This is a genomic window from Lewinellaceae bacterium, assembly GCA_020636135.1.
GTDB lineage: Bacteria > Bacteroidota > Bacteroidia > Chitinophagales > Saprospiraceae > JAGQXC01.
The window spans coordinates 233,267-255,623 of the sequence record JACJYK010000002.1; the positions used below are offsets into that span (position 1 = coordinate 233,267).

Here is a 22,357-nt window from a genome sequence, read left to right on the forward strand (position 1 = left end):
GGAATTGACTTCAAAAGTAGGTCAAACCAAAATGGAGCAGGCGTTGTGGATTCGCCATTTTCGAGGGTCAATTACGTCAATGGTCCGGATGCAGGAACGGATCAGCAATATGATTTCCCAGGGGTAACTTTTGAGGTAATATTTTTAAGCACTACCATTATTTTTATTCAGAACAGGCCATTTTCATTGGGTGAATGCTTATCGATAACCTGGCCCAGGTCCCAGAGTTCTTTGATCTTATTCCCGGCAAAGCGAAATATATGGACGACAGCGATTTCAATATCCTGTTTTATTACCAGCGAGTGCGTTATCACCGTATCACCATCCTGGTAGGAATATTTGATCTCAATGGATTTATTCGGGCTGTTTCGGTGCGCATCTTCCATTGCTAATAATAATGCCTCACGGCTGCCCTGAAAATATTGATTGTGGTGAATAAAGTCAGGTGCTACATATTGGCCAAATGCCTCCTTTACTTTTCCGTGCCCGGCCAATTGCAGGAAGGATTCGGCGATAGCGATGATGGTCATATTTTTTCTGATTTGATTACTTCGACACTTCTCCCCAGCGTCTTAAACCGGTCCCCGTTTTCCTGTAAAACGGTAATGGTGATGTGTCCGGTCTTGCTGGTGTTAATATCGCGGACATAACCGGATTTTCCTTTGTGGGTGCCGGCGATTACCCTGCAATAGTCCCCGTCTTTCAATTGATTGTCAGCCATAGTATGTCTATTTTTTAGGTATTGAGTCGTTTTTCATAAGGCACAGATTCACCGTATTCAAGATACCTTTTTAGTATTCTCAAATACATAGCCCAGCAATAATTTGAGATGCGAAAATGCTCATTCTCGGATTTCCATCCGTTATGGTAAAACCGGACCTCGGTAACCTGATCAATTTGTTTCAGATGGAACCCCACTTTGGTTCCGGCCCAATCCTGATCTGCCAATTGCATGGTCCATTCAACCACTTCATTTGGAATATATTCAGAAACCATGGCCGACCATTGATAGTCCGGACCAAAATCGAATGTGAATAATTGACCTTCAGCGCATACACCCGATGAGGATTTGGTCCACCAACGGTCCAGTCCTTCCGGTGTCGAAATGGCTTCAAACACATTGTTGCTGGAAGCACGAATTGGAAAGTTATGGTAAATGCCTGCCATGGTAATTACTTTTTGCCAGGTTAATAGCCCGGCACTTTAATAATATACGAACAAATTAGGGTGTCTGTTTGCATTTCACCTGAGGCTTAAAGGACCATTCGGTGTAGTTGTGAATATTTTGATCCAGCTAAGGCTCTTCGGGGAGCTCAAGGTTTGCCGGTTGAAAGTGGTGTATTTTGCCCCGGAGCCAATGGACGACTACTCTTACCCGGGAAACTACCAAACTTTCTTTAACTTGAGGTCAAACATTTGCTCCATGACCTTTCAACATAAAACCGCCTTCATCACCGGGGCCTCACGTGGTATCGGGAAGGCAATTGCTATGAAGCTGGCATCCCAAGGTGCCAACATCGTCATTGCCGCAAAAACAACGGAGCCCCATCCCAAGCTGGAAGGCACCATTTACACGGCTGCTGAGGAGATTGAAGCCGCCGGTGGCCGGGCATTGGCAATAAAGGTGGATGTGCGGGAAGAAGCGGAAGTCCAGTCGGCGGTAGCTCAGGCGGTGGACCATTTTGGAGGGATCGATATCGTCATTAACAACGCCAGCGCCATACAACTGACACCCAGTGAGTTTACCGAGATGAAGCGCTTTGACCTCATGCACCAGATCAACTACCGGGGTACTTTTTTGGTATCCAAGACTTGTCTGCCATTCCTGAAAAAAAGCTCCAATCCCCACATCCTGACGCTTTCGCCTCCGCTGGATCTTAATCCTGCCTTCTTTGCGCCGCATGTTGCCTATACCATCTCCAAGTTTTCCATGAGCCTGTGTATGCTGGGATTGGCGGGAGAGTACGCTGAATACGGGATCGCCTGCAATACCCTGTGGCCGGAAACCACCATAGCCACAGCTGCAGTCCTGAATTTACTGGGCGGTGAATCCATGATGCAGATGTCACGTACGCCAGAGATCGTGGCGGATGCTGCTGCCTGGATCCTCGAGCAACCTTCGGCAACGTATACCGGTCGTTTTCTCATCGACACCGATGTGCTCAAGGAAGCGGGAATGACTGACTTTTCCGGATATGCTATGGTTCCCGGCACCACCACCCTGATGCCGGATCTCTTCACACCCGGGTATCTTAAGGCCATGGGCGGCCGGGGCAAGCACGATTAAAGCCTTTTTGCCGGTATTAACCACTTTCATAGTAGTATCCCTCAGGACCAGGATGATGAAGGTCATTGCTCCTTGTTAAGCATAATGGCTTAATGCATGTAGCTTTGAACCAGCATATCCGGATAGTAACTATAGATGGGATCACCTTTGAAGAAGATCGATTCAACCGTAGAGACCAACTGTCTCACTTGTTTTAGCAGGAGTTTATCGTTATTTGCTTCACTACCCAGGGAAGAGCTTATTCTGCTCAACCAGAATAAAAAATGTATTTTCTTCTCCAGGGATGAATACCTGTTCCGTCAGGGTAGCTGGCCTCTCGGCCTTTTTGCACTGTCTCACGGTAAGGTGAAGAATGTGCGGGTCAGCGCCAATGGGGATGAACATATCTTCTCTCTGAATAAGGCCGTTGACTTCTTGGGTTTTTACGATTTTATGGGTGATCAGCCCTATTCTTTCTCCTGCATTGCTCTGGAGCCTTGCCAGGTATGCTTTATCCCTCGTTCCTATTTTCTGGAAATGTTGCAACGTCAACCGGCCATTGCCATCAAGACGCTGCAGGCAATAAGTAAACAATTTGCCCAGTCCATCGAACGCTCGACCAATCTGCAGAGTAAACACATGCGGGGACGGATGGCCGACACCCTGCTTTACCTGTATGAACTGTTTGATGGTGCAAACAACGATCAAATGATCCGGCTGCACCTCAAGAGAAGTGATTTTGCTGCTTTGTCCGAGATGAACGTGGCCAATGCAATTCGCACTCTCTCCGAATTTTCCAAAACGGGGTTGGTCTCCATGGAAGAAGAGGTCATCCGTTACCTGGATCTGGACGGACTACGAAAAACCAGTGCTTTGCAGTAAACCGAGAATTCATTTGTAAATAATTGTAATTCAATTTATAATATATAATTGATATATAGAATGTGATTTAAAGCATCCTTCCCTATGCTGTAGAACATAAAGGTTCATTCCAGAGCTGGCTAATATTGGCTTTCGAATTGAAGGTAGAACGGATATTTGAAAGACAACCTGAGTGTAGCGGGAAGCGATCTGGACATTTGTACACCCCCTATTATATTGTCTTTTGCCCGGCATCCTGGTTTGTCAGTGACAAGCCTCGATTATTCCAATTTTTTCGTTGCCAGTTTTAAAAATGTTACCATTTGCTTCCCGCAGTTTCCGGCCCAGGAAATCCGTCCCTTCTCGAGTAGTTGAATTAATTCAGTGGACTATGAAGTCAATTTTTACCCGTAATGTATTTCCCGCTATGATCTCGTTGCTGTTACTTTCCCAGGCTGTGATTGCCCAGGAAAACCGTTCTTACGATGGATGGTTGAATCACCCGGATCATTTCTGGGGTGCCACGTTTACGCAAGTGGTGTATAAATCTCCTACCGCCTATGGTGATGGATTTTCTACGCCGGCTGGCGCCGACCGGCCTAACCCACGCTTCATCAGCAATCAGATCTTTGCCCAGAATGGCATCATCGGTGACCCGCAGGGACGCAGTGCATTCGTTTGGGGCTGGGGCCAGTTCATCGATCATGACATCACCCTAAGCCCGGACAGTGAAACCGAAGCTTATGTTGTCTCTATCCCTGCCGGAGACCCGTATTTTGACCCGCTGGGTACCGGTACCGCAACGATACCGATGCTTCGCTCGGAATACGACCACAACACGGGTACCGATCCTACCAACCCGCGCCGGCATATCAACGCGACTACAGCGTTCATCGATGGTTCCGGAGTTTATGGACCGGATGAGACCCGCGCTAAGTGGTTGCGGACCGGTACATCGGGCAAAATGAAAATGTCGGTAGGTGGCATGCTGCCTTACAATACGGTAGATGGTGAAAAGGATAGTCCCATCGATCCGGAAGCACCTTCGATGGCGATGCCATTTTCTTACGTCAAAAAATATTACGTGGCCGGCGATGTACGTGCCAACGAGAATCCTTTTTTGACGGCCATCCATACCCTCTTTGTCCGAGAGCACAACCGGCTGTGTGATAAACTGGTCAAAGAGCATCCGGATTGGACTGATGAAAAATTGTATCAGAAAGCCAGGAAGATGGTGGGCGGAATGATTGAAGCCATTGTCTACGAAGAGTGGTTGCCCATTATGGGTATTTCCATTCCTGCATACGCCGGCTATCAGTCATCAGCCAACCCGAGCATGATGAATGAATTCGTAACGGCCGCGTTTCGTTACGGACATACTACCATCAACGCAGTCCTCAACCGCCTGGATGATTTTGGCCATGCGATCCCGGAAGGCCCGATCGCATTGCGCAATGCATTCTTCAACCCCGATGCAATAGCTGCATCCATGGGAATCGAACCGTATCTGGAAGGGGGTATTGGTATTGCCCAGCAACAGATGGACTGTAAAGTCATCGATGATCTGCGTAATTTTCTTTTTGGCCCTCCGGGCGCCGGTGGAATGGACCTGGCCTCGCTGAATATCAACCGGGGGCGGGAGAGAGGCATCCTTCCTTACAACCAGATGCGCACCTATTTTGGCCTCCCCGCACTCACCTCTTTTAACCAGATCACATCCAATAGCCTGGTTCAGGCAGCCCTGGCAGAAACCTATGATGACAACATCAATCTGATCGACCCCTGGGTAGGCATGCTGGCGGAAGACCATATGACGGGAGCCATGTTCGGACCGACGGCCATGGCGGTAGTCCGGGAGCAGTTTCTGAATCTGCAGATTGGTGACCGGTTTTATTATGAAAATGATGCCAATCTGACGGCTGCAGAAAAGGCTGAGATAAAAGCGACACGCCTCGCGGATGTAGTTCGGCGTAATACATCGCTGGGCTTTTTCCCGGACGAGGCTTTTCAAACCCACATTTTTGAAGAATCACTCTATCGCACCATCGACGGGACCCAGAATAATCCGTACAATCCTTCCTGGGGCGCGACCAATACCGAAGTTTCGGTGGCTTCAGGCCTGCATTTCACCGATGGTATTCAACTGCCTTCTGGTGAAGACCGTCCCAATCCGCGGCTCATCAGCAATGAAATATTTTCACAGGAAGGCCACATCAATGATCAGCTGGAACTGTCTGCCTATGCCTGGGGATTCGGACAATTTATTGACCACGATATAACTTTAAGTCCGGATCAGGAATCGGAACGCATGGATATTTCCATACCGGCTTACGATGCCTATTTTGATCCCCAAGGGACAGGTACCCAGACCATGCCGATGTTGCGATCTGCATTCATGGCAGGGACAGGTACCAGCAGAGCCAACCCCCGTATGTATTTTAACGGAATCACAGCATTTATTGATGGTTCTGCTGTCTATGGATCCGATGCCAAACGGGCTGCCTGGTTGAGATCCTTTACCGGGGGCAAGCTGAAAGTGAGTACCGGTGACATGTTGCCCTACAATACCATCACCGGGGAAGCGGGCGATGCCATCGCTCCGGATGCTCCATCGATGGCCATGCCATTCCCGAATGTTGATCATTATTACATAGCCGGTGATGTCCGTGCCAATGAAAATGGATTCCTTACGTCTATCCATACCCTCTTTGTCCGTGAACACAACCGCCAGTGCGACCAGCTGCAGAAAGAACATCCCGAATGGACCGATGAACAGTTGTACCAGCATGCCCGCAAGATCGTAGGAGGGTTGATCGAGGCCATTGTTTACGAAGAATGGCTGCCTACTCTGGGAATCGATCTCCCTGTTTACCAGGGATTTCAGGCTTCGGTTAATCCGGCGATCATGAATGTATTCTCGACGGCGGCTTACCGTTACGGCCACTCTACCATCGGTCCGGAATTTGTGATGATGGACAATTCCGGCAATTACACGGAGCCTTCCGGATTGCAGTTGCGGAGCATGTTTTTCAACCCCGGGATCATGGGCGAAATGGGTGATGTAGCGCCATTGCTGGCCGGTATGACCACGGTTCACGCGCAGGATTTTGACTGCCATGTAATCGATGATCTGCGCAATTTCCTCTTTGGTGCTCCCGGAGCCGGAGGCCTGGACCTGGTGTCCCTGAACCTTAACCGGGGCCGTGATCGAGGTCTGGCTGATTTCAATGCTATCCGCCAGGAATTTGGATTGTCCAAACTATCCTCCTTCAGCCAGTTGTCTTCGGATCCGGTGTTGAATCAGCATTTTGCCTTCGTCTATCAGGACATCAACAAAATTGACCCCTGGGCCGGCATGCTGGCTGAAGATCACATGCCCGGTGCCTTATTTGGGCCTACCGCGATGAATATCATCAAACGACAGTTTACCGATATCCGTGATGGTGACCGCTTCTATTTTGAGGTGGACCCGGTACTGTCCGCCCGGGAAAAAGCAGACATCAAAGCAACCCGCATGGCCGATATCATTCGCAGGAATACCGGAATAACCTTTATCTCGGATCATGTTTTCAAAGTGGAAGAAGCCTCCACCTCAGTGGCGACCACACTGACTAGTCTGAACGTAAGCATTTATCCCAACCCGGCTTCCGAGGAATTGCACATCAACTTACCGGCAGAAACACCGATCCACGATGGAGCTATGCTGCAGATTGCTGACCAGACGGGCATCATCCATGCCCTCGTACCGGTGGGCTACCATCCCGATGGAACGGTGCGTCTAGACATCAGCCGGCTCCCGTCGCAGCGGGTATATGTTTTGACGCTGATCAACGACCAGGAAATTGGTAGTGCTTTGTTTGTAAAGCGCTAGGATTATATTGAGTCCAGATTTTACCTGTTGGCACCCCCTTCTCGCACGTTCAGGGGGTGCTTTTCTTTTAACGATCAGCCAATCCTTACCCCCTGAAATCCGCTTTTTAAGTGGATTACATAGGCAGTTCCAAAGACATGTTTCATCAACTAAAATGTCGTATGCTGCTGGATAATTCACGTTAAGCAAGTTGAATAAGGCAATGAAAAACGAATTATCTTTGCACACGAATCATGAAATCTGTGTATGATCAAATATTTGGTCCCGACCGATTATTCAGCCAACTCGCTGGACGCGCTCCAATACGCCATTCAATTGGCTAATAAACAACCATCCATCATTTATCTCTACCATTTCTACCAGATCAAAGAAAAAGCTGGTATGATTATGTCGTTTACCGAACGGCTGCAGGAGGAGAATGAAATGCAGCTGGAGGATCTGGTGGCCACGGTCGCACACCTGACAGAAGAGAATACCCGCATCGAGATTAAGGCTAAATCGGGAGATGCAGCAACTCTGATCAACTGGAATGCAGAATTACACGGGGTGGATTATATTGTCATGGGTGCCCAGGGCGAGACCATGGATGCCCAGGTGAGTTTTGGCAGCACCCTGGGAGGGGTGATCAAAACCACGACAACCCCCATTCTGATCATTCCGCCTAATTACATCGGAGGTATACCAAAGCGTATTTTATTTGCTTTCCGCAAGCTGACTACACACGCACACGAGGTGATCCGGCCATTCCGCTGGATGCTCTCCCTCTGCAAAGCCAAATTATCAGTACTCCACGTTGTCGTAAGCGAGGAAGATACCATGGATGTTGAGCTCGGCGATCTGTTTACCCATCAGGCATTTCATGAAGTGGAGATCCAGTCTGCCTCCTTGCCGGCCGGAGTGGCCACGTATCTGGAGAATAATCCAATGGATTGGGTATGTATGATCAAACGCAACCGGGGTATCTTTGAGCGGCTATTCACCACCAATCGTTTTTATAAAGAAGATTTTTCAATTCCAATTCCGGTTTTACTGGTACCGGAATGGACGACAACCGCAGAATAAATGGAAATACCTGGACCGACCTATGACGTCGTGATCATTGGGGGCGGGCCCATCGGGCTGGCATGTGCCATCGAAGCCAGGCGCAGAAATTTATCCCACATCATCCTGGAGAAAGGTGTTCTGGTCAATTCGATCTACCACTTCCCGGTTAATATGACCTTCTTCTCAACCTCCAATTTGCTGGAGATTGGGGATGTTCCCTTTATTGCACATGCCGATAAACCCACCCGCCGGGAAGCCCTTGAATACTATCGCCGGGTCGTAGAAGCCTGGCAACTAAATCTGCACGTTTATGAAGCGGTGACCGGCATGTATCGTCTGGATGAAGCGCATTATGCCATCGTGACTGGTAAATCCACTTACCGGGGGCATGCAGTGATCGTTGCTACGGGCTTCTACGACTGTGCCAATCTGATGGAAATTCCTGGTGAGTCACTGCCCAAAGTGAAACATTATTACGACGATCCACATCCTTACATTGGTCAAAAAGTGGTGGTCGTTGGCGCGGCCAATTCGGCCTGTGATGTGGCGCTGGAGACGTATTATAAAGGCGCGGAGGTGACCATGGTCATCCGGGAAGAGCAGATCCGTCCAAACGTCAAATACTGGATCCGGCCCAACATCGAAAACCGCATCAAGGAGGGATCGATCAAAGCATATTTCAACGCCACTTTGTTGGAAATCCGGGAAAAAGATGTCGATGTAATGACCCCGGATGGGAAGATCACGCTGGAGAATGACTGGGTGCTCGCCATGACCGGCTACCATCCGAATTATGAATTCCTGGAGCGAATCGGGATCCGTCTCAACCGGGATGAATTTCAGACGCCCACTTGCAATCCTGAAAGTCTGGAGACCAATCTCCCACGGGTTTATGTCGCTGGTGTTATATGTGCCGGACTACAGACCAACCGGCTCTTTATCGAAAACAGCCGGGTACACGCTGAGATGATCCTGAACGATATCCTGCGCAAGTTAAAACCCGGGGAAGCATGAAGCATGCCTACCACCTCATCATCTTCGACTGTGACGGCGTGCTGGTAGACAGTGAGCCCATCGCCAACCGCATCTTTGCGGAAGAGGTGCGCAGCCTGGGATATCCACTAAGTGACGAAGAAGCGCGACGCGAATTTCCCGGCACCTCGCTGGCCTATTGCATCAATTATACCGAGCGTAAATTTGGCATCAAACTGCCGGAAGACCTGGGCCTCATTTACCGTCAAAAATCATTTGAGGCTTTTACCCGGGAGTTGGAGGCAGTGCCTGGTATTCCGGAGCTGATCCATGCTCTGACCATACCCTACTGCGTGGCGTCGAATGGACCCATGCATAAGATGGAGCATAACCTGCGTATTGTAAGCTTGTACGATCGCTTTGCCGGCAAGCTTTTCAGCGCCTATGAGATTGACCAGTTTAAGCCGGAGCCCGGATTGTTCTTGTATGCGGCCGCACAGATGGGTGCCGAACCGTCTCGTTGCCTGGTAATCGAAGACAGCATCCATGGCATACAGGCAGCCCTCTCCGCAGGCATGGATATTTGGGCTTACAGCCATGATCACAATGAACAGGAGTTTCAGGAGGCTGGCGCCAGGACCTTTCGAAGTATTAAGGCGATGCAGGATGCACTGTAGCCGGAGTGATATTCTTTGACTTTGTAAGGAATGGCACGGATTAAATAACATGCCCGGAAACATCCCACGAGGCTACCTCGCACCCAAAAAATCTTCCCAGAATTTTTCACTTAAAGCCTGGGAGTGTTTGCGTTTGGGTCCGCCCCATCCATGCCGCTCGCCGGGGTAAAACATCATCTCGAAGGGTTTATCCAGGTCTTCCAGTTTGTCAATCAGCTGCAGGGAGTTTTGTACGTGGACATTATCATCGACCGTGCCATGGATGATCAACAATTTTCCTTTCAATTGGTCCGCGTACGTCATCACCGAGCCGGCGTTGTAGCCATCCGGATTTTCCTGCGGGGTATCCATGTAGCGCTCGGTGTAGATGTTGTCGTAAAGGCGCCAATCAGTCACCGGAAAACTTGCAATGCCATGCGTGATGTATCCGGCTCCTGCGGTAAGGGCCAGTGCGGTATAATATCCGCCGTAACTGCCACCCTGGATGCCAACCCGCTCCGGATCGACGTAAGTCTCCTTTTCCAACGCCTTGACGACAGCAATTAAATCGCTGATCTCCCATTTGCCGAGCTGACGATGCATCTGATCCAGTCCCAGGCGTCCGAAGAGGCCACTGCCCCGGTGGTCAAAGGTAACTTTAATCAATCCTTGGGCGAGCTGGTCGTCATTGGTGAAATCCTGGTAAAAATTACGCACCGACTGACTGCGTGGGCCGCCGTAGACATTAAAGAGTATGGGGTATTTTTTATTGGGATCAAAATCTGAAGGAAAGACCAGTCTTACCGGCAGATCAAAACCGTCAACCAGGACGGTCCGCAATTCTACCCGGATACCGGCCTGGGCATTGGCATCGGGGGTGGCTTCCGGCGCCTCATCCAGCGGTTTCCCATTCAGATCGTACGTCCTGGTAACCCAGGGATGATAAAAATCGGAATAGCGATCGGAGAAATTACCCTCCTCGGCATTGAATCGTACAAAGTGTGTACCCTCTCCGGTGACGAGAGGTTCGATACCCGGATGTTTGAGATTGCTGCGTCCATAGTAGCGGTTGATCCCTTCCGAGTATCCGAAGTAAACATTTCCCTGATCATCCACATAGTCTGCATTGGAGGTGGCCCGTTCTCCCGGGGTCAGATTGACCACTGAACCATCGGGTTTGTGCCAGTAAATGTTGTTCCAGCCGGACCTTTCGCTATTCAACAAGAATCCTTGATTATCAGACAGGAAGTACATGTTTTCATAAAACTCAACCCAGGCGGGACTGGTCTCTTCCCAGATCATTTGCTTGTGTCCGGAAGCAGGATCGGCTTTATAGATACGCAGGGTATCCTGCCCGCGGTTTAATTCCTGAAAATACAAACCGGTGCTCTCCGGATCCCAGAAGCACCAGGCGGTGTATTGATCTTTCTGGTGGTCTTCATCGACCCACGTGACCTGCTGGGTTGCCACGTCAACGATTCCCAGCTGGACCTCCGGGTTAGGATCGCCGGCTTTGGGATATCGCGTGTATTCGTTGTAACCATGCTGACCTTCCGAATGGAAGATGATGAATTCCGGCACCGGGTTATCATCAAAACGCAGAAACGCGATCCGTTTGCTGTCCGGAGACCAATAGAATGCCCGGTACCGTGAGCCCCGGCCCAGGATTTCTTCGTAATAAACCCAGGAAGCATAACCATTGTAGACGAGAGGATCGGTATCATGGGTCAGTTGGGTGACTGTACTGCTGGACTTTTCCTGGATATAGAGGTTGCCTTCCTGGGTGTACGCGGTGTACATCCCATCAGGTGAATCTGTTGCATTTTCTATCGTTTGAGCTGGCAGGACAATAGCCAGAAAACCAAACAGCATGATGGAACAGATGGTGTTGAAATGCCGGATCATGGATTAGATTAAAATGAGTAAATGAATCGGAAATTACTGGAAATGTCTTAAAAATGAAATTATACCGATATAGGTGCTATTCAAAATTCTGTTTCAAAATATTTGCCATCCGAAGGGCTAAAAAGGCATTGGTTGCCAGTACCTCCTTACCGGAGAGAAACTCCCGGGTGTCATGAAAGTCCTGTACGGTGCCTCCGGCTTCACGGACCAGCACGATACCTGCGGCTACATCCCACGGATTAAGGCTGAACTCGAAAAAGGCGTCAAAGCGGCCAGCGGCGACATAAGCCAGGTCCAGGGCGGCTGAACCTATCCGGCGGAGTCCCCGGGTGTTTTTCATGAAGTAAGCCATGGTCTCCAGGTAGGTCTCCAGCTGGGTGAATTCGTGATAAGGAAAGCCAGTGGCGACCAGCGCATCGGCCAGTTTGTTTGTTTTGCTTACAGAGATAGGCTTTCCGTTGAGGTAAGCGCCCCCACCGGACCAGGCGGTAAATAATTCACGGCGGCTGATCTCCAGGACCACACCCATGACGTAATCGTTCTCGTGCTGCAATCCCACACTGATGCTGTAAAAGGGAATGCCGTGGATGAAATTCGTCGTTCCGTCCAGCGGGTCGATGATCCAGGTCCATTCCCGGGATTCCCGTGCGGTGATTTCTTCTTCGGTATAAAAACCTGCTTCGGGGAGTACCTGGCTGAGCCGTTCGATCAACTGAGTCTCTGCCTGCTTATCGACGTAGGTGACCAGGCTGTTCATCGATTTGGTCTCTACATCTTTGGCGGTGAATTGCGATGCTTCCGTCCGGATGAATACACCTGTATCTTCCACGATGGCGGCTACCCGGCTGGTAATCTGTTGTAAGTCCATACCGGAAAAATAAGGCTATTGGGCTGAATATGGTAGCGAGGAAGTAAATATTGGGTGTTAGGTATGGGGTATGGGGTATGAGGTATGAGGTATGGGGTATCAGGTATGGGGTATGGGGTATGAGGTAAACGACAGAACTGATACACGAAAGACCAGGGCTGTGTTCATCACTCCATTTCAGCGACGACTTCCTTCACCTCAGGGATCATGCGTTTCAGCATGGCTTCGATACCGGCCTTCAAGGTAACTGTAGAAGCAGGGCAGCCGCTGCAGGAACCCTGCAACATAACGTATACGGTGCCGGCATCAAATTTGGTGAATTCGATGTTCCCGCCATCCATTTCAACGCCCGGTTTGACGTAGGTTTCGATCAGGTCACGGATTTTTTGAACGACTGCTGCGTCGTCTTCACTGTAGGTATATGCTGCTCCACGTTCGCGTTCCACTGCTTCCATCGCTTCAGCAAAGCCATCGCTGACCATCTCCTTGTTCTGGTCCACCCAGTCTTTGATGTATTCTTTCAGCTTCAGCATGATGTCTTCCCAGGCAAAACTGTATTCTTTGGTGACCGTGACGAAGTTGTTGGAGATGTAAACGCCTTTCACAAAGGGGAAACCAAACAACGATTTAGCCAAAGGAGACCATTTTTCCGCCAGTTCGTATTCACGGAAGTCAGCCGTACCCTTGTAAAGCATCCGGTTGGTCACAAATTTCAGTGATTCCGGATTAGGGGTTTGTTCGGTATAGATCAGAATGGGGCTTTTTACTTTGGTTTCCATTGCGTCAGTCAATTTGTACACAAAATAACAGAAATACACTCAAATGGTTTCGGCGGCTTGGTAATCCGTTCTGCCCGGGCTGCCCGCTATTAACAATATGACATTATGGCACGTAAATTTAACATAGAGCGCCAAAATGACAGGGCATTTACAATCGTGTGTTGCCAGAATGTCCTGAAAAATGGGCTGGAACACCCTTTGTAAATGGAAGGGTGTAATACAAATTGATCACAATTAAATTCCAATTATCATGACTATTGTAAGATATAATCCCTTCGTACCCGGTAAAGCATTTCAAGGTCTGGTCGACGAGTTCTTGGGCCGCGACCTGAATGAATGGTTCAAACAAAACAATGGTTTCAAACCGGCAGTCAATGTCAAAGAAACCGACCAGGCATTCCAGCTTGAACTGGCAGCCCCGGGTTATCAAAAAGAAAACTTCGAAATCGGTCTGGATGAGTCCCGTCTGACCATCAAGGCCAGCAGGGAAGACCAGAACAAAGAAGAAAATCAGGATTACCGCCGCCGCGAATTTTATGCCAGCACCTTTGAACGCAGCTTCCACCTGCCGGAGAATGTCGATGCTGAACACATCACCGCAACCTATGAAAATGGTATCCTGGTGGTGGAGATACCGAAAAAAGAAGAAGTAAAGCCTGAAAAACGCACCATCGCCATCGGCTAAGCAGAACATACCTGAATAAAATAGCCTCCGGGACTCCCGGGGGCTTTTTTGTTGGAATCAACCTCCATGCCCCATGCTCCATGCTCCATGCTCCATGCCCCTTGCTCCATGCTCCATGCCCCATGCTCCATGCTCCATGCTCCATGCCCCATGCTCCATGCTCCATGCTCCATGCTCCATGCCCCATGCTCCATGCTCCATGCTCCATGCTCCATGCTACCTCTGTAACCTCTGCTACCTCTTTAACCTTTTAAGTAAAATGCTTCAGCATGATCACCTCCTGTTTGGTGAGGGGACGGACAAAACCGCGGGGAAGATCCTTCTTGGTTAAGCCGGCATAGTAGACACGGTCCAGTTTTTCAACCTGATAGCCCAGTGATTCAAAGATGCGCCGGACAATGCGGTTTTTGCCAATATGGATGGTGATGCCTACTTCATTTTTGGGTTGGTTTTCGACGTAGTCGATGCCATCGACTTCAGCCATCCCGTCTTCGAGCTGCACGCCTGCAAGGATTTTTTCAAGATCCGGTTTCCTTAAAGTCCGGTCGAGAACGACGTGATAGATTTTCTTAACCCGGTGGCGTGGATGAGAAAGCTTCAGTGCCAGATCGCCATCATTGGTTAAGATCAGGAGGCCGGTGGTATTGCGGTCCAGACGGCCTACGGGATAGACCCGCTCTTTCACCTTGTTCTTGATCAGGTCCATCACCGTTTTACGGCCTTTCTCATCAGAAGCCGTGGTGATGGTGTCCTTGGGTTTATTCATCAGGTAATAGACCATGCGGGTGACCGGCTTGACAGGCTTGCCGCGGTACTGGACCTTATCGGATTTCTGAACCCGGTGGCCGATATCTGTTACCACATTGCCATTGACCTTGACCAGACCTTCCTGGATGTATTCGGCGCACTTCCTTCTTGAACCAACACCACTCAGGGCCAGGTATTTATTAAGACGCATGTCATCCTGGTCACTATCGGCAGGTGAGTCGGCTTTGGATGCCGGCTTCGGAGCGGGCGCCTTGCCATCGGTCGGTTTGTTTGGTTTAGAAGGGAATTTCTTCATCGTCATTCATCCGGGATGGACGGGTAATCATGTTGTTAAATGGATTATTGATATCCGGAGGTCCACCGAATGGATTCATATCCAGCTCATCCAGGTTGGTGAATTTCGCAAAATGGTTGATGAATTTCAACTGGACGGTACCTACTGCGCCGTTCCGGTGTTTGGCGAGAATAATCTCACTGATGCCTTTTGGCGCTCCCAGGTCATCTTCCAGTTCGTAATAATCCGGACGATAAATGAAGGTAACGATGTCAGCATCCTGTTCGATAGCCCCGGATTCCCGAAGGTCGGACAGCTGCGGCCGCTTGTTGCCACCCCGCGTTTCAACTGCCCGGCTCAACTGGGACAGGGCGATGACGGGAACGCTGAGTTCCTTGGCCAGGGCTTTCAGGGACCGTGATATCTGCGAGATCTCCTGCTCCCGGTTTCCTCCCTTACGTTCGCCGCCACCGGTCATCAGCTGCAGGTAGTCGATGATGATCAGGTCGATGTTGTGCTGCATCTTGAGTCGGCGGCACTTGGCCCGGAGTTCGAAAATATTGATGGCAGGGGTGTCGTCGATGTAGATGGGTACTTCGCTGAATTTTTCAATGGTCGCATGCAGCTGCTGCCATTCGTATTCTTCCATGTTCCCATTACGGAGCTTACCACTGGGGATCTCTGCTTCCATGGATATCAGACGCTGGGTCAGCTGAAGATTGGACATTTCCAAAGAAAAGAAAGCTACGGCATGACCGTGTTCGATAGCGGCATTCCGGGCCAGCGCCAGGGTAAACGAAGTCTTTCCCATACCCGGCCGGGCAGCCACGATGATCAGATCCGAGCGCTGCCAGCCGGCAGTCATCTTGTCCAGATCGTGAAATCCGCTGCCAATACCCGTCAGACCGTCTTCCTTGGCAGTGATCGTCTCCAGTTGTTTCTGGGCTTTGATTGCCAGGGAACCCAGGCTTTCGTAGGCGCGGTTCAGGTTCTTATCGGTGATGTCAAACAGATGGCGCTCGGCATCGTCAAGCAGCTGGAATACGTCAGTGGTGTCCTCAAAAGAGTCGTTGATGATGGACGTGCTGACCCGGATCAGTTCCCGCTGGATGTGTTTTTGGGAGATGAGCCGCGCGTGGTATTCGATGTTGGCAGCGCTCGCCACCCGGTTGGTCAATTCAACCAGATACTGAGGACCGCCGATTTTGTCCAGCTCGCCGGATTTCTTTAACGCATCATGGACCGTCAGCAGGTCGATGGGTAAGGACCGTTCAAAAAGATGCAGCATCGAGCGGTAGATGGCCTGGTGCCCGGGGAGGTAATAACTCTCCGGACGCAGAATATCCAGCACGATGGCCAGTGCATCCTTATTGGTCATAATAGCCCCTAGGACAGCCTCTTCAAGGTCCACCGCCTGGGGTTGAACCCGGCCGTACACCAGACTGCTCATATCGCCTTCTTTGCGAAGCGAACTGAATCGGGGGTTGTTCAGCGATTTTACTTGGTTGCTAGGTTCCAACATCTCAGCCATAGGTCCGGTTACCGGATTTCAGTAATTGACAAATACGAGGGGGTAGCTGATTTGTTTCAACAAGGCAAAGCTAGCAAGGAAATATGAAGAATTTTTGCCAACTGTCCTAAGACAGAAACCACAAAATGTGGAGAATTAGTTTTGAGCGCGTTAAAAAAGTGTGAATTGATGTGAATAAAGTGTGGATAACCTGTGAATAAGTGCGCATAAACCAACCTTCACCGGAATAAGCAGGCTAAATGATTTATATGAATGGAGTTTTATATTCAAAAACATAATAATATATAAGGGCGACAATTCATTATAAAAATGTTTATATGTTTTTTTGTGTAATGTGTTAGAAGGTTAAGGAGATCACACGCAGCCGAATCCGGCACCTAACGTGCCTCAAATGCCAGGTCAAGCCGGGTGTCGATGGTTCTGCTGGGAAAGCCCCGCAGCCGTAGCCGGATCTCTACTGAATAGACCGAGCTGGTCAGATAATCCTTGACATCGATCAGGGTAGGAAAGAGCTGCAGCGTACTGCCCGTATTCAGGGGAACAGGTTCCATAAATGCAATCTCCCGTTTGACCGGGTTTTTCTTGGTGTAGATCATTACGGAAATATCCTGGATGAACTGGTAGGTAGGCGTTCCATCCAACGCCAGCAGCCGGCATTGGAGAGGATTGATCTTCTCCAGGTCCTCCAGCGTCAGATTATGAGATTTGAGTTGTGCCTCGAGGGTGCTGGGAATATTGTTTACCACAAAATAGTGTGTTTCCACGGTATTTAACCCAGCTGGAATGGTGAAGGAAGATGTGCTCTCGACCGTAAATACGGCTTTGGGGCCATCATCCTTATGGCATCCTCCTATCCCGATCAGTACTATCCATATCCAAACCCATCGCGGCATCGGTTCGTCTTTCTTACCTAAACAGGAAAATTGTAAAAAAATTTTAATTTACCAGTAAATTGATCGATACATCAACGCACAACTATGGGTGAACAGAAGGTAGACCTGATCCGGGACGAAACCAAAATGCGGTTGTTTATGCAAGCACTGCTTAACGATGTAAAGGCATTGTCCTACATGCTGGAAAACGATCTGTTTGAAAATGACATCACCCGCATAGGCGCAGAACAGGAAATGGTATTGATCGATAACCGGACGTTAAAGCCGGCACCTGTAGCCATGGAAGTCCTGGCAGCCCTCGAGCATTACCCGTGGATGAGTACCGAGCTGGCCAAATTCAACCTGGAAATCAACCTCGATCCCCGTAAACTCGAAGGGAAATGCCTCTCCGAAATGCGTACCGAAGGCCAGGAGCGTCTGGAAATCATCCAGCAGGAACTGGCCAAACACCGGGCCTCCATCATCCTGACCGGTATCCTGCCCACCCTGCGAAAGTTTGACCTGGACATGAGCAACCTGACACCCAAGCCCAGGTATTATGCACTGATCAATGCCATCAATAAACAACTCATGGCCTCCGACTACCAGGTCCGCCTGGAAGGGATTGATGAGTTGCTGCTTAAACACGACTCGCCGCTTATCGAGGCCTGCAATACCAGTTTTCAGGTTCACCTGCAGGTCAGCGCTCATGAGTTCGTCAAAATGTATAACCTTTCTCAGGCTCTCGCCGGCCCGGTATTGGCCATCGCGGCAAATTCACCCATCGTATTTGGCAAGCGACTCTGGCATGAATCGCGGATCGCCATGTTTCAGCAGGCGCTGGATACGCGGTCGTCCCATCTGCACCTGCGCGAACGCAGTGCCCGGGTACACTTTGGCAACAGCTGGCTGAATAATTCCATTCTGGACATCTACCAGGAGGACATCGCCCGCTTCCGTGTGTTGCTTGGCTCCGATATCGAGGAGGATGCACTGGCCGTGTTACAGGATGGGAAGATCCCGAAACTGAAAGCCCTGCAGGTGCATAATTCGACGGTCTACCGGTGGAACCGGCCCTGTTACGGAATCAGTGATAATGGAAAGCCCCACCTGCGGATCGAAAATCGCGTGTTCCCATCCGGTCCCACTGTCATGGATGAAGTAGCCAATATGGCTTTGTGGCTGGGAGCCATGTGTGGTTATGGCGAACACATTCTGGATGTGCGTCAACTGTTGACCTTTGAAGACACCCGCGATAACTTTGAAAAGGCGGCCAAGTTTGGGATCGACACCAAATTCAATTGGTTCGGAGATAACAAGATCGCCGCTACCGACCTGATCCTGCAGGAGATTTTGCCTGTAGCAGAAGAAGGCTTGAAGTTGCACAATGTGGATCAGGGAGACATTGACCTGTTCCTGGGCATCATCCGGGAGCGGGCTAAAAGTCATATGAACGGCGCCCGGTGGGCTTTGCGATCGTTCACCAAACTGATCAAGGAAACCAGCAAGGATGAAGCTTTAACCGTATTGACCAATGCTATGAAAGAACACCTCAGCCAGGGTGGGCCGGTTCACGAGTGGCCTCTGGCGGACCTCAAAGACCTGAAAGATTACCAGCCGGTGAATCTGAAAGTTTCCGAAATCATGACCACCGACCTCTTTACGGTGCAAAAAGACGACCTCATCCGGCTGGTAGCCGAGATGATGGATTGGCGGAAAGTGCGCTACATGCCGGTGGAAGACGAAAAAGGAAGACTCGTGGGCTTGGTAACCTCCCGATTGCTTCTGCGGTTTTATACCCAGCTATCCAATCCAATGGCCAACACTTTAAGTACTGTTGAGGACATTATGATCAAAGAACCCATCACGGTATCACCGGATGCCAAAGCAATGGATGCCATGCAGATCATGAAAGAAAACCGAATCGGTTGTCTGCCTGTTACTATCCATGATGAGCTGGTCGGCATCATCACCGAAATGGATTTTCTGCGTATGTCAACCCGGTTGTTGGAACGTCTTTCTGCTATTTCCGGTGAAGCCCGTACCAGCTCCGAGGAATAATCATTATTTGCGTACTTTTGTAGCCTTTGATTTCGTACACCATTTAAATGCAATGTGGATATGATGCCATTTGATATTGATATGATTCGCGCTTATTATGATGCGCTGCCGGGACGGATAGCTGCCGCACGAAAAACCCTGAACCGGCCTATGACCCTGACTGAAAAAATATTGTTCTCGCACCTGCACGAAGACTCCCCGCTGGCTGATTTCGGAAGGGGAAAGGATTATGTGTTTTTTGCTCCGGACCGGGTGGCGATGCAGGATGCGACAGCACAGATGGCCCTCTTGCAATTTATGATGTGCGGAAGGGATAAAACCGCAGTTCCGACTACGGTGCATTGCGATCACCTGATCCAGGCAGAAGTGGGCGCTACCGCCGACCTGAAGACCGCCTTGAATATCAATTCGGAAGTCTATGATTTCCTCTCCTCTGTATCCAATAAATACGGCATCGGCTTTTGGAAGCCCGGAGCCGGGATCATTCATCAAATCGTTTTAGAAAACTATGCATTCCCGGGTGGCATGATGATCGGGACCGATTCTCATACCCCCAACGCCGGCGGGCTGGGAATGGTCGCCATCGGGGTTGGTGGTGCGGATGCCGTCGATGTTATGGCCGGAATGGGTTGGGAATTGAAGATGCCGAAACTGATCGGTGTCCATCTGAAAGGTTCACTGAATGGCTGGACTTCGGCAAAAGATGTTATCCTGAAAGTAGCTGGCATCCTGACTGTAAAGGGCGGTACCGGTGCCATCGTCGAATATTTTGGTGAAGGGGCCCGTTCGCTGTCCTGTACCGGTAAGGGCACCATCTGTAATATGGGAGCGGAAATTGGTGCTACTACATCTACGTTTGGCTACGATCCGGCTATGGACCGTTACCTGCGGGCTACCGGAAGAGCAGCAATAGCGGATATGGCCACTGCGATCGCCGAACACCTGACTGGTGATGCCGAATGTTATGCCAACCCAGCGAGCTATTTCGATCAGGTCATCGAAATAGACCTGAGCACGCTGGAGCCGCATGTCAATGGTCCTTATACACCGGACCTGGCCTGGCCGATTTCCAAGTTTGCGGCTGCCGTAAAAGAAAATAACTATCCCCAAAAACTCGAGGTGGGCCTCATCGGTTCCTGCACCAATTCATCGTACGAGGACCTGGACCGGGCAGCTTCCCTGGCGCGTCAGGCGGTGGATAAAAAGTTAAAAGTAAAGGCGGAATTTACAGTCACGCCGGGATCGGAGCAAATCCGCTACACCGTCGAACGTGACGGTCAGCTTGATGCTTTTGAAAAGATAGGCGGTGTGGTCCTGGCTAACGCCTGCGGACCCTGTATCGGTCAGTGGGCGCGCCATACCGACGACCCCACCCGGGCCAATTCGATCATCACCTCCTTTAACCGGAATTTTTCCAAACGGAACGACGGCAATCCGCAAACGCGGGCGTTTGTCGCTTCTCCTGAGCTGGTAACCGCACTGGCTATTGCCGGTGATCTTACCTTCAACCCTTTGACGGATACGCTGATCAATGAAGAAGGCAAGGCCGTAAAACTGGATCCGCCGAGCGGGGTTGAACTACCTCCGAAGGGATTTGATGTTGAGGATGCCGGATTTGAAGCTCCTGCCTCAGATGGCGGAAAAATAGACGTCAAAGTTGATCCTAAATCGGATCGTCTGCAACTCCTGACCCCATTTACACCAATCACGCAGGATCAGTTGAAGGGCATGCGTATTTTGATCAAGGCCAAAGGTAAATGTACCACCGATCACATCTCGATGGCCGGCCCCTGGCTGAAATACCGCGGACACCTGGAAAACATATCCAACAACTGCTTCATCGGAGCGATCAACTATTTCAACGATGAGGCCAATAAAGTGCTGAATGTCGATACCAATACATATATGAGTGTACCCGATTCTGGAAGACACTATAAAGGGAAGGGCATCAGCACCGTAGTATTCGGTGAAGAAAATTACGGAGAAGGCAGTAGCCGGGAACATGCCGCCATGGAGCCACGGTTCCTGGGTGTTAAGGCCGTGATCGTCAAATCATTTGCCCGTATCCACCAGACCAACCTGAAAAAACAGGGTATGCTCGCTCTGACTTTCGTTAATCCCGATGATTACGAAAAAGTACGTCAGGATGACCTGATCGATATTCTGGGCTTTGACCAGTTTGAACCCGGAAAGAACCTGACCGTGGTCTTGCATCATGCGGATGGTTCGGAAGATCGCTTCGAAGTCGAACAAACCTATAATAAAGCGCAGATAGCCTGGGTGAAAGCAGGTTCGGCGCTCAATAAAATCCGGAAAGACTTAGGCGTGTAATTTCATCCTTGGTTTTGTTCGTGATTAGCATACGATATGCCATTACGGCAGCAAAGGAGCCTTGCGGGGCTCCTTTTTATTTTAGGGATATATGATGGAATTTGTAATTTAATGGCTCATTATACCTAAACTCAAAACGTTGAACTATGCTTAAAGAATTTAAGGAGTTTGCTCTCAAGGGCAACATGATGGATTTAGCCATTGGCTTTATTCTGGGTGCTGCCTTTGGCACCGTCGTAACCTCATTAACCAATGACATCCTGATGCCGATCGTTTCAGGCATTTTTGGATCTCCTGACTTTTCGAACCTGTTTATGGTTCTGAAGGAGCCGGCTAACATGACTGATGTTAACATGGCTTCAGCAGATGCGGTACGCGAAGCAGGCGGCGCTGTTTTAGCTTACGGTAAATTCATCAACGCAATCATTTCGTTCCTGTTGGTGGCCTGGGCCTTGTTCTTCGTGGTCAAAGGTTTGAACAAGATGAAGAAGAAGGAAGAAGTAGCTGCCCCCGCTCCACCTCCGGGACCTACAGTGGAGGATCTGCTGACCGACATCCGGGACGCTTTGAAAAAGAGTTAGTCCCGCTGATAATTAACAATCCAGGCGGCCAG

At 49.9% G+C, this 22,357-nt stretch carries 20 protein-coding genes; 10 read left to right on the forward strand and 10 right to left on the reverse strand.

The window, feature by feature from the left end; translation table 11 throughout:
* Window positions 1-167: 167 nt before the first annotated feature.
* From H6570_16060 to H6570_16070, 3 genes are read right to left on the reverse strand one after another with little or no spacing between them, the layout of a single operon-like run.
* Window positions 168-530 carry a nuclear transport factor 2 family protein gene (locus H6570_16060; GenBank protein ID MCB9320800.1) on the reverse strand — a complete coding sequence of 121 codons (363 nt, stop codon included), beginning with the start codon at window positions 528-530 and terminating at the stop codon, window positions 168-170.
* Window positions 527-721 carry a KOW motif-containing protein gene (locus H6570_16065; protein MCB9320801.1) on the reverse strand — a complete coding sequence of 65 codons (195 nt, stop codon included), beginning with the start codon at window positions 719-721 and terminating at the stop codon, window positions 527-529. Before H6570_16065 ends, H6570_16060 begins: the two co-directional genes overlap by 4 nt.
* A 14-nt stretch (window positions 722-735) precedes the next feature.
* Entirely contained in the window at window positions 736-1,167 is a 432-nt protein-coding gene (locus tag H6570_16070) for an SRPBCC domain-containing protein (protein ID MCB9320802.1), read from the reverse strand.
* Between the two features lie 256 nt (window positions 1,168-1,423).
* Between H6570_16070 and H6570_16075 the strand changes: the two genes are divergently transcribed.
* The 6 genes from H6570_16075 to H6570_16100 all read left to right on the forward strand — a co-directional run bounded on the left by H6570_16075 (window position 1,424) and on the right by H6570_16100 (window position 9,691).
* Window positions 1,424-2,287, forward strand: a complete 864-nt coding sequence (locus H6570_16075) for an NAD(P)-dependent oxidoreductase (protein MCB9320803.1) — start codon at window positions 1,424-1,426, stop codon at window positions 2,285-2,287.
* Between the two features lie 135 nt (window positions 2,288-2,422).
* On the forward strand, window positions 2,423-3,148 hold the full coding sequence (locus H6570_16080; protein ID MCB9320804.1) for a Crp/Fnr family transcriptional regulator: 726 nt from the start codon (window positions 2,423-2,425) through the stop codon (window positions 3,146-3,148).
* A gap of 370 nt (window positions 3,149-3,518) precedes the next feature.
* Complete coding sequence (locus H6570_16085) at window positions 3,519-6,998, forward strand: hypothetical protein (protein MCB9320805.1); 3,480 nt, start codon at window positions 3,519-3,521, stop codon at window positions 6,996-6,998.
* A gap of 246 nt (window positions 6,999-7,244) precedes the next feature.
* A complete protein-coding gene (locus H6570_16090) occupies window positions 7,245-8,060 on the forward strand; it encodes a universal stress protein (GenBank protein MCB9320806.1) in 816 nt (271 codons plus the stop codon).
* The gene (gene ypdA, locus H6570_16095; GenBank protein MCB9320807.1) at window positions 8,061-9,056 is read left to right on the forward strand and encodes a YpdA family putative bacillithiol disulfide reductase; all 996 of its coding nucleotides are present in this window, start codon (window positions 8,061-8,063) and stop codon (window positions 9,054-9,056) included.
* Window positions 9,053-9,691 (forward strand): HAD family hydrolase, encoded by a 639-nt coding sequence (locus H6570_16100; GenBank protein ID MCB9320808.1) that lies wholly within the window; start codon window positions 9,053-9,055, stop codon window positions 9,689-9,691. The genes ypdA and H6570_16100 overlap by 4 nt, the downstream gene beginning before the upstream one ends.
* A 72-nt stretch (window positions 9,692-9,763) precedes the next feature.
* Here the strand turns inward: H6570_16100 and H6570_16105 are convergent, their stop codons facing one another.
* The 3 genes from H6570_16105 to H6570_16115 form a co-directional block, all read right to left on the reverse strand.
* Entirely contained in the window at window positions 9,764-11,575 is a 1,812-nt protein-coding gene (locus tag H6570_16105) for a DPP IV N-terminal domain-containing protein (GenBank protein ID MCB9320809.1), read from the reverse strand.
* A gap of 76 nt (window positions 11,576-11,651) precedes the next feature.
* The gene (locus H6570_16110; GenBank protein ID MCB9320810.1) at window positions 11,652-12,443 is read right to left on the reverse strand and encodes an inositol monophosphatase; all 792 of its coding nucleotides are present in this window, start codon (window positions 12,441-12,443) and stop codon (window positions 11,652-11,654) included.
* A gap of 167 nt (window positions 12,444-12,610) precedes the next feature.
* Window positions 12,611-13,222, reverse strand: coding sequence for a NifU family protein (locus tag H6570_16115; protein ID MCB9320811.1), 612 nt, complete (start codon window positions 13,220-13,222; stop codon window positions 12,611-12,613).
* Window positions 13,223-13,472: 250 nt separating this feature from the next.
* Here H6570_16115 and H6570_16120 point away from each other — a divergent pair, with 250 nt between their 5' ends.
* A complete protein-coding gene (locus H6570_16120; protein MCB9320812.1) occupies window positions 13,473-13,907 on the forward strand; it encodes an Hsp20/alpha crystallin family protein in 435 nt (144 codons plus the stop codon).
* On the opposite strand, the gene H6570_16125 is transcribed toward H6570_16120, so the two are convergent.
* From H6570_16125 to H6570_16140, 4 genes are all read right to left on the reverse strand, one after another.
* On the reverse strand, window positions 13,904-14,122 hold the full coding sequence (locus H6570_16125) for a hypothetical protein (GenBank protein ID MCB9320813.1): 219 nt from the start codon (window positions 14,120-14,122) through the stop codon (window positions 13,904-13,906). The two genes, H6570_16120 and H6570_16125, sit on opposite strands and share 4 nt — an antisense overlap.
* A gap of 35 nt (window positions 14,123-14,157) precedes the next feature.
* Window positions 14,158-14,970 (reverse strand): rRNA pseudouridine synthase, encoded by an 813-nt coding sequence (locus H6570_16130; protein MCB9320814.1) that lies wholly within the window; start codon window positions 14,968-14,970, stop codon window positions 14,158-14,160.
* Complete coding sequence (gene dnaB, locus H6570_16135) at window positions 14,951-16,399, reverse strand: replicative DNA helicase (GenBank protein ID MCB9320815.1); 1,449 nt, start codon at window positions 16,397-16,399, stop codon at window positions 14,951-14,953. The genes H6570_16130 and dnaB overlap by 20 nt, the downstream gene beginning before the upstream one ends.
* A gap of 458 nt (window positions 16,400-16,857) precedes the next feature.
* Complete coding sequence (locus tag H6570_16140) at window positions 16,858-17,373, reverse strand: hypothetical protein (GenBank protein MCB9320816.1); 516 nt, start codon at window positions 17,371-17,373, stop codon at window positions 16,858-16,860.
* Window positions 17,374-17,457: 84 nt separating this feature from the next.
* On the opposite strand from H6570_16140, the gene H6570_16145 reads away from it, so the two are divergent.
* The 3 genes from H6570_16145 to mscL all read left to right on the forward strand — a co-directional run bounded on the left by H6570_16145 (window position 17,458) and on the right by mscL (window position 22,325).
* Window positions 17,458-19,413, forward strand: a complete 1,956-nt coding sequence (locus tag H6570_16145) for a CBS domain-containing protein (GenBank protein MCB9320817.1) — start codon at window positions 17,458-17,460, stop codon at window positions 19,411-19,413.
* Between the two features lie 63 nt (window positions 19,414-19,476).
* The gene (locus tag H6570_16150; GenBank protein MCB9320818.1) at window positions 19,477-21,744 is read left to right on the forward strand and encodes an aconitate hydratase; all 2,268 of its coding nucleotides are present in this window, start codon (window positions 19,477-19,479) and stop codon (window positions 21,742-21,744) included.
* Between the two features lie 146 nt (window positions 21,745-21,890).
* Window positions 21,891-22,325 (forward strand): large conductance mechanosensitive channel protein MscL, encoded by a 435-nt coding sequence (mscL, locus tag H6570_16155; protein MCB9320819.1) that lies wholly within the window; start codon window positions 21,891-21,893, stop codon window positions 22,323-22,325.
* The last annotated feature ends 32 nt before the right edge of the window (window positions 22,326-22,357 follow it).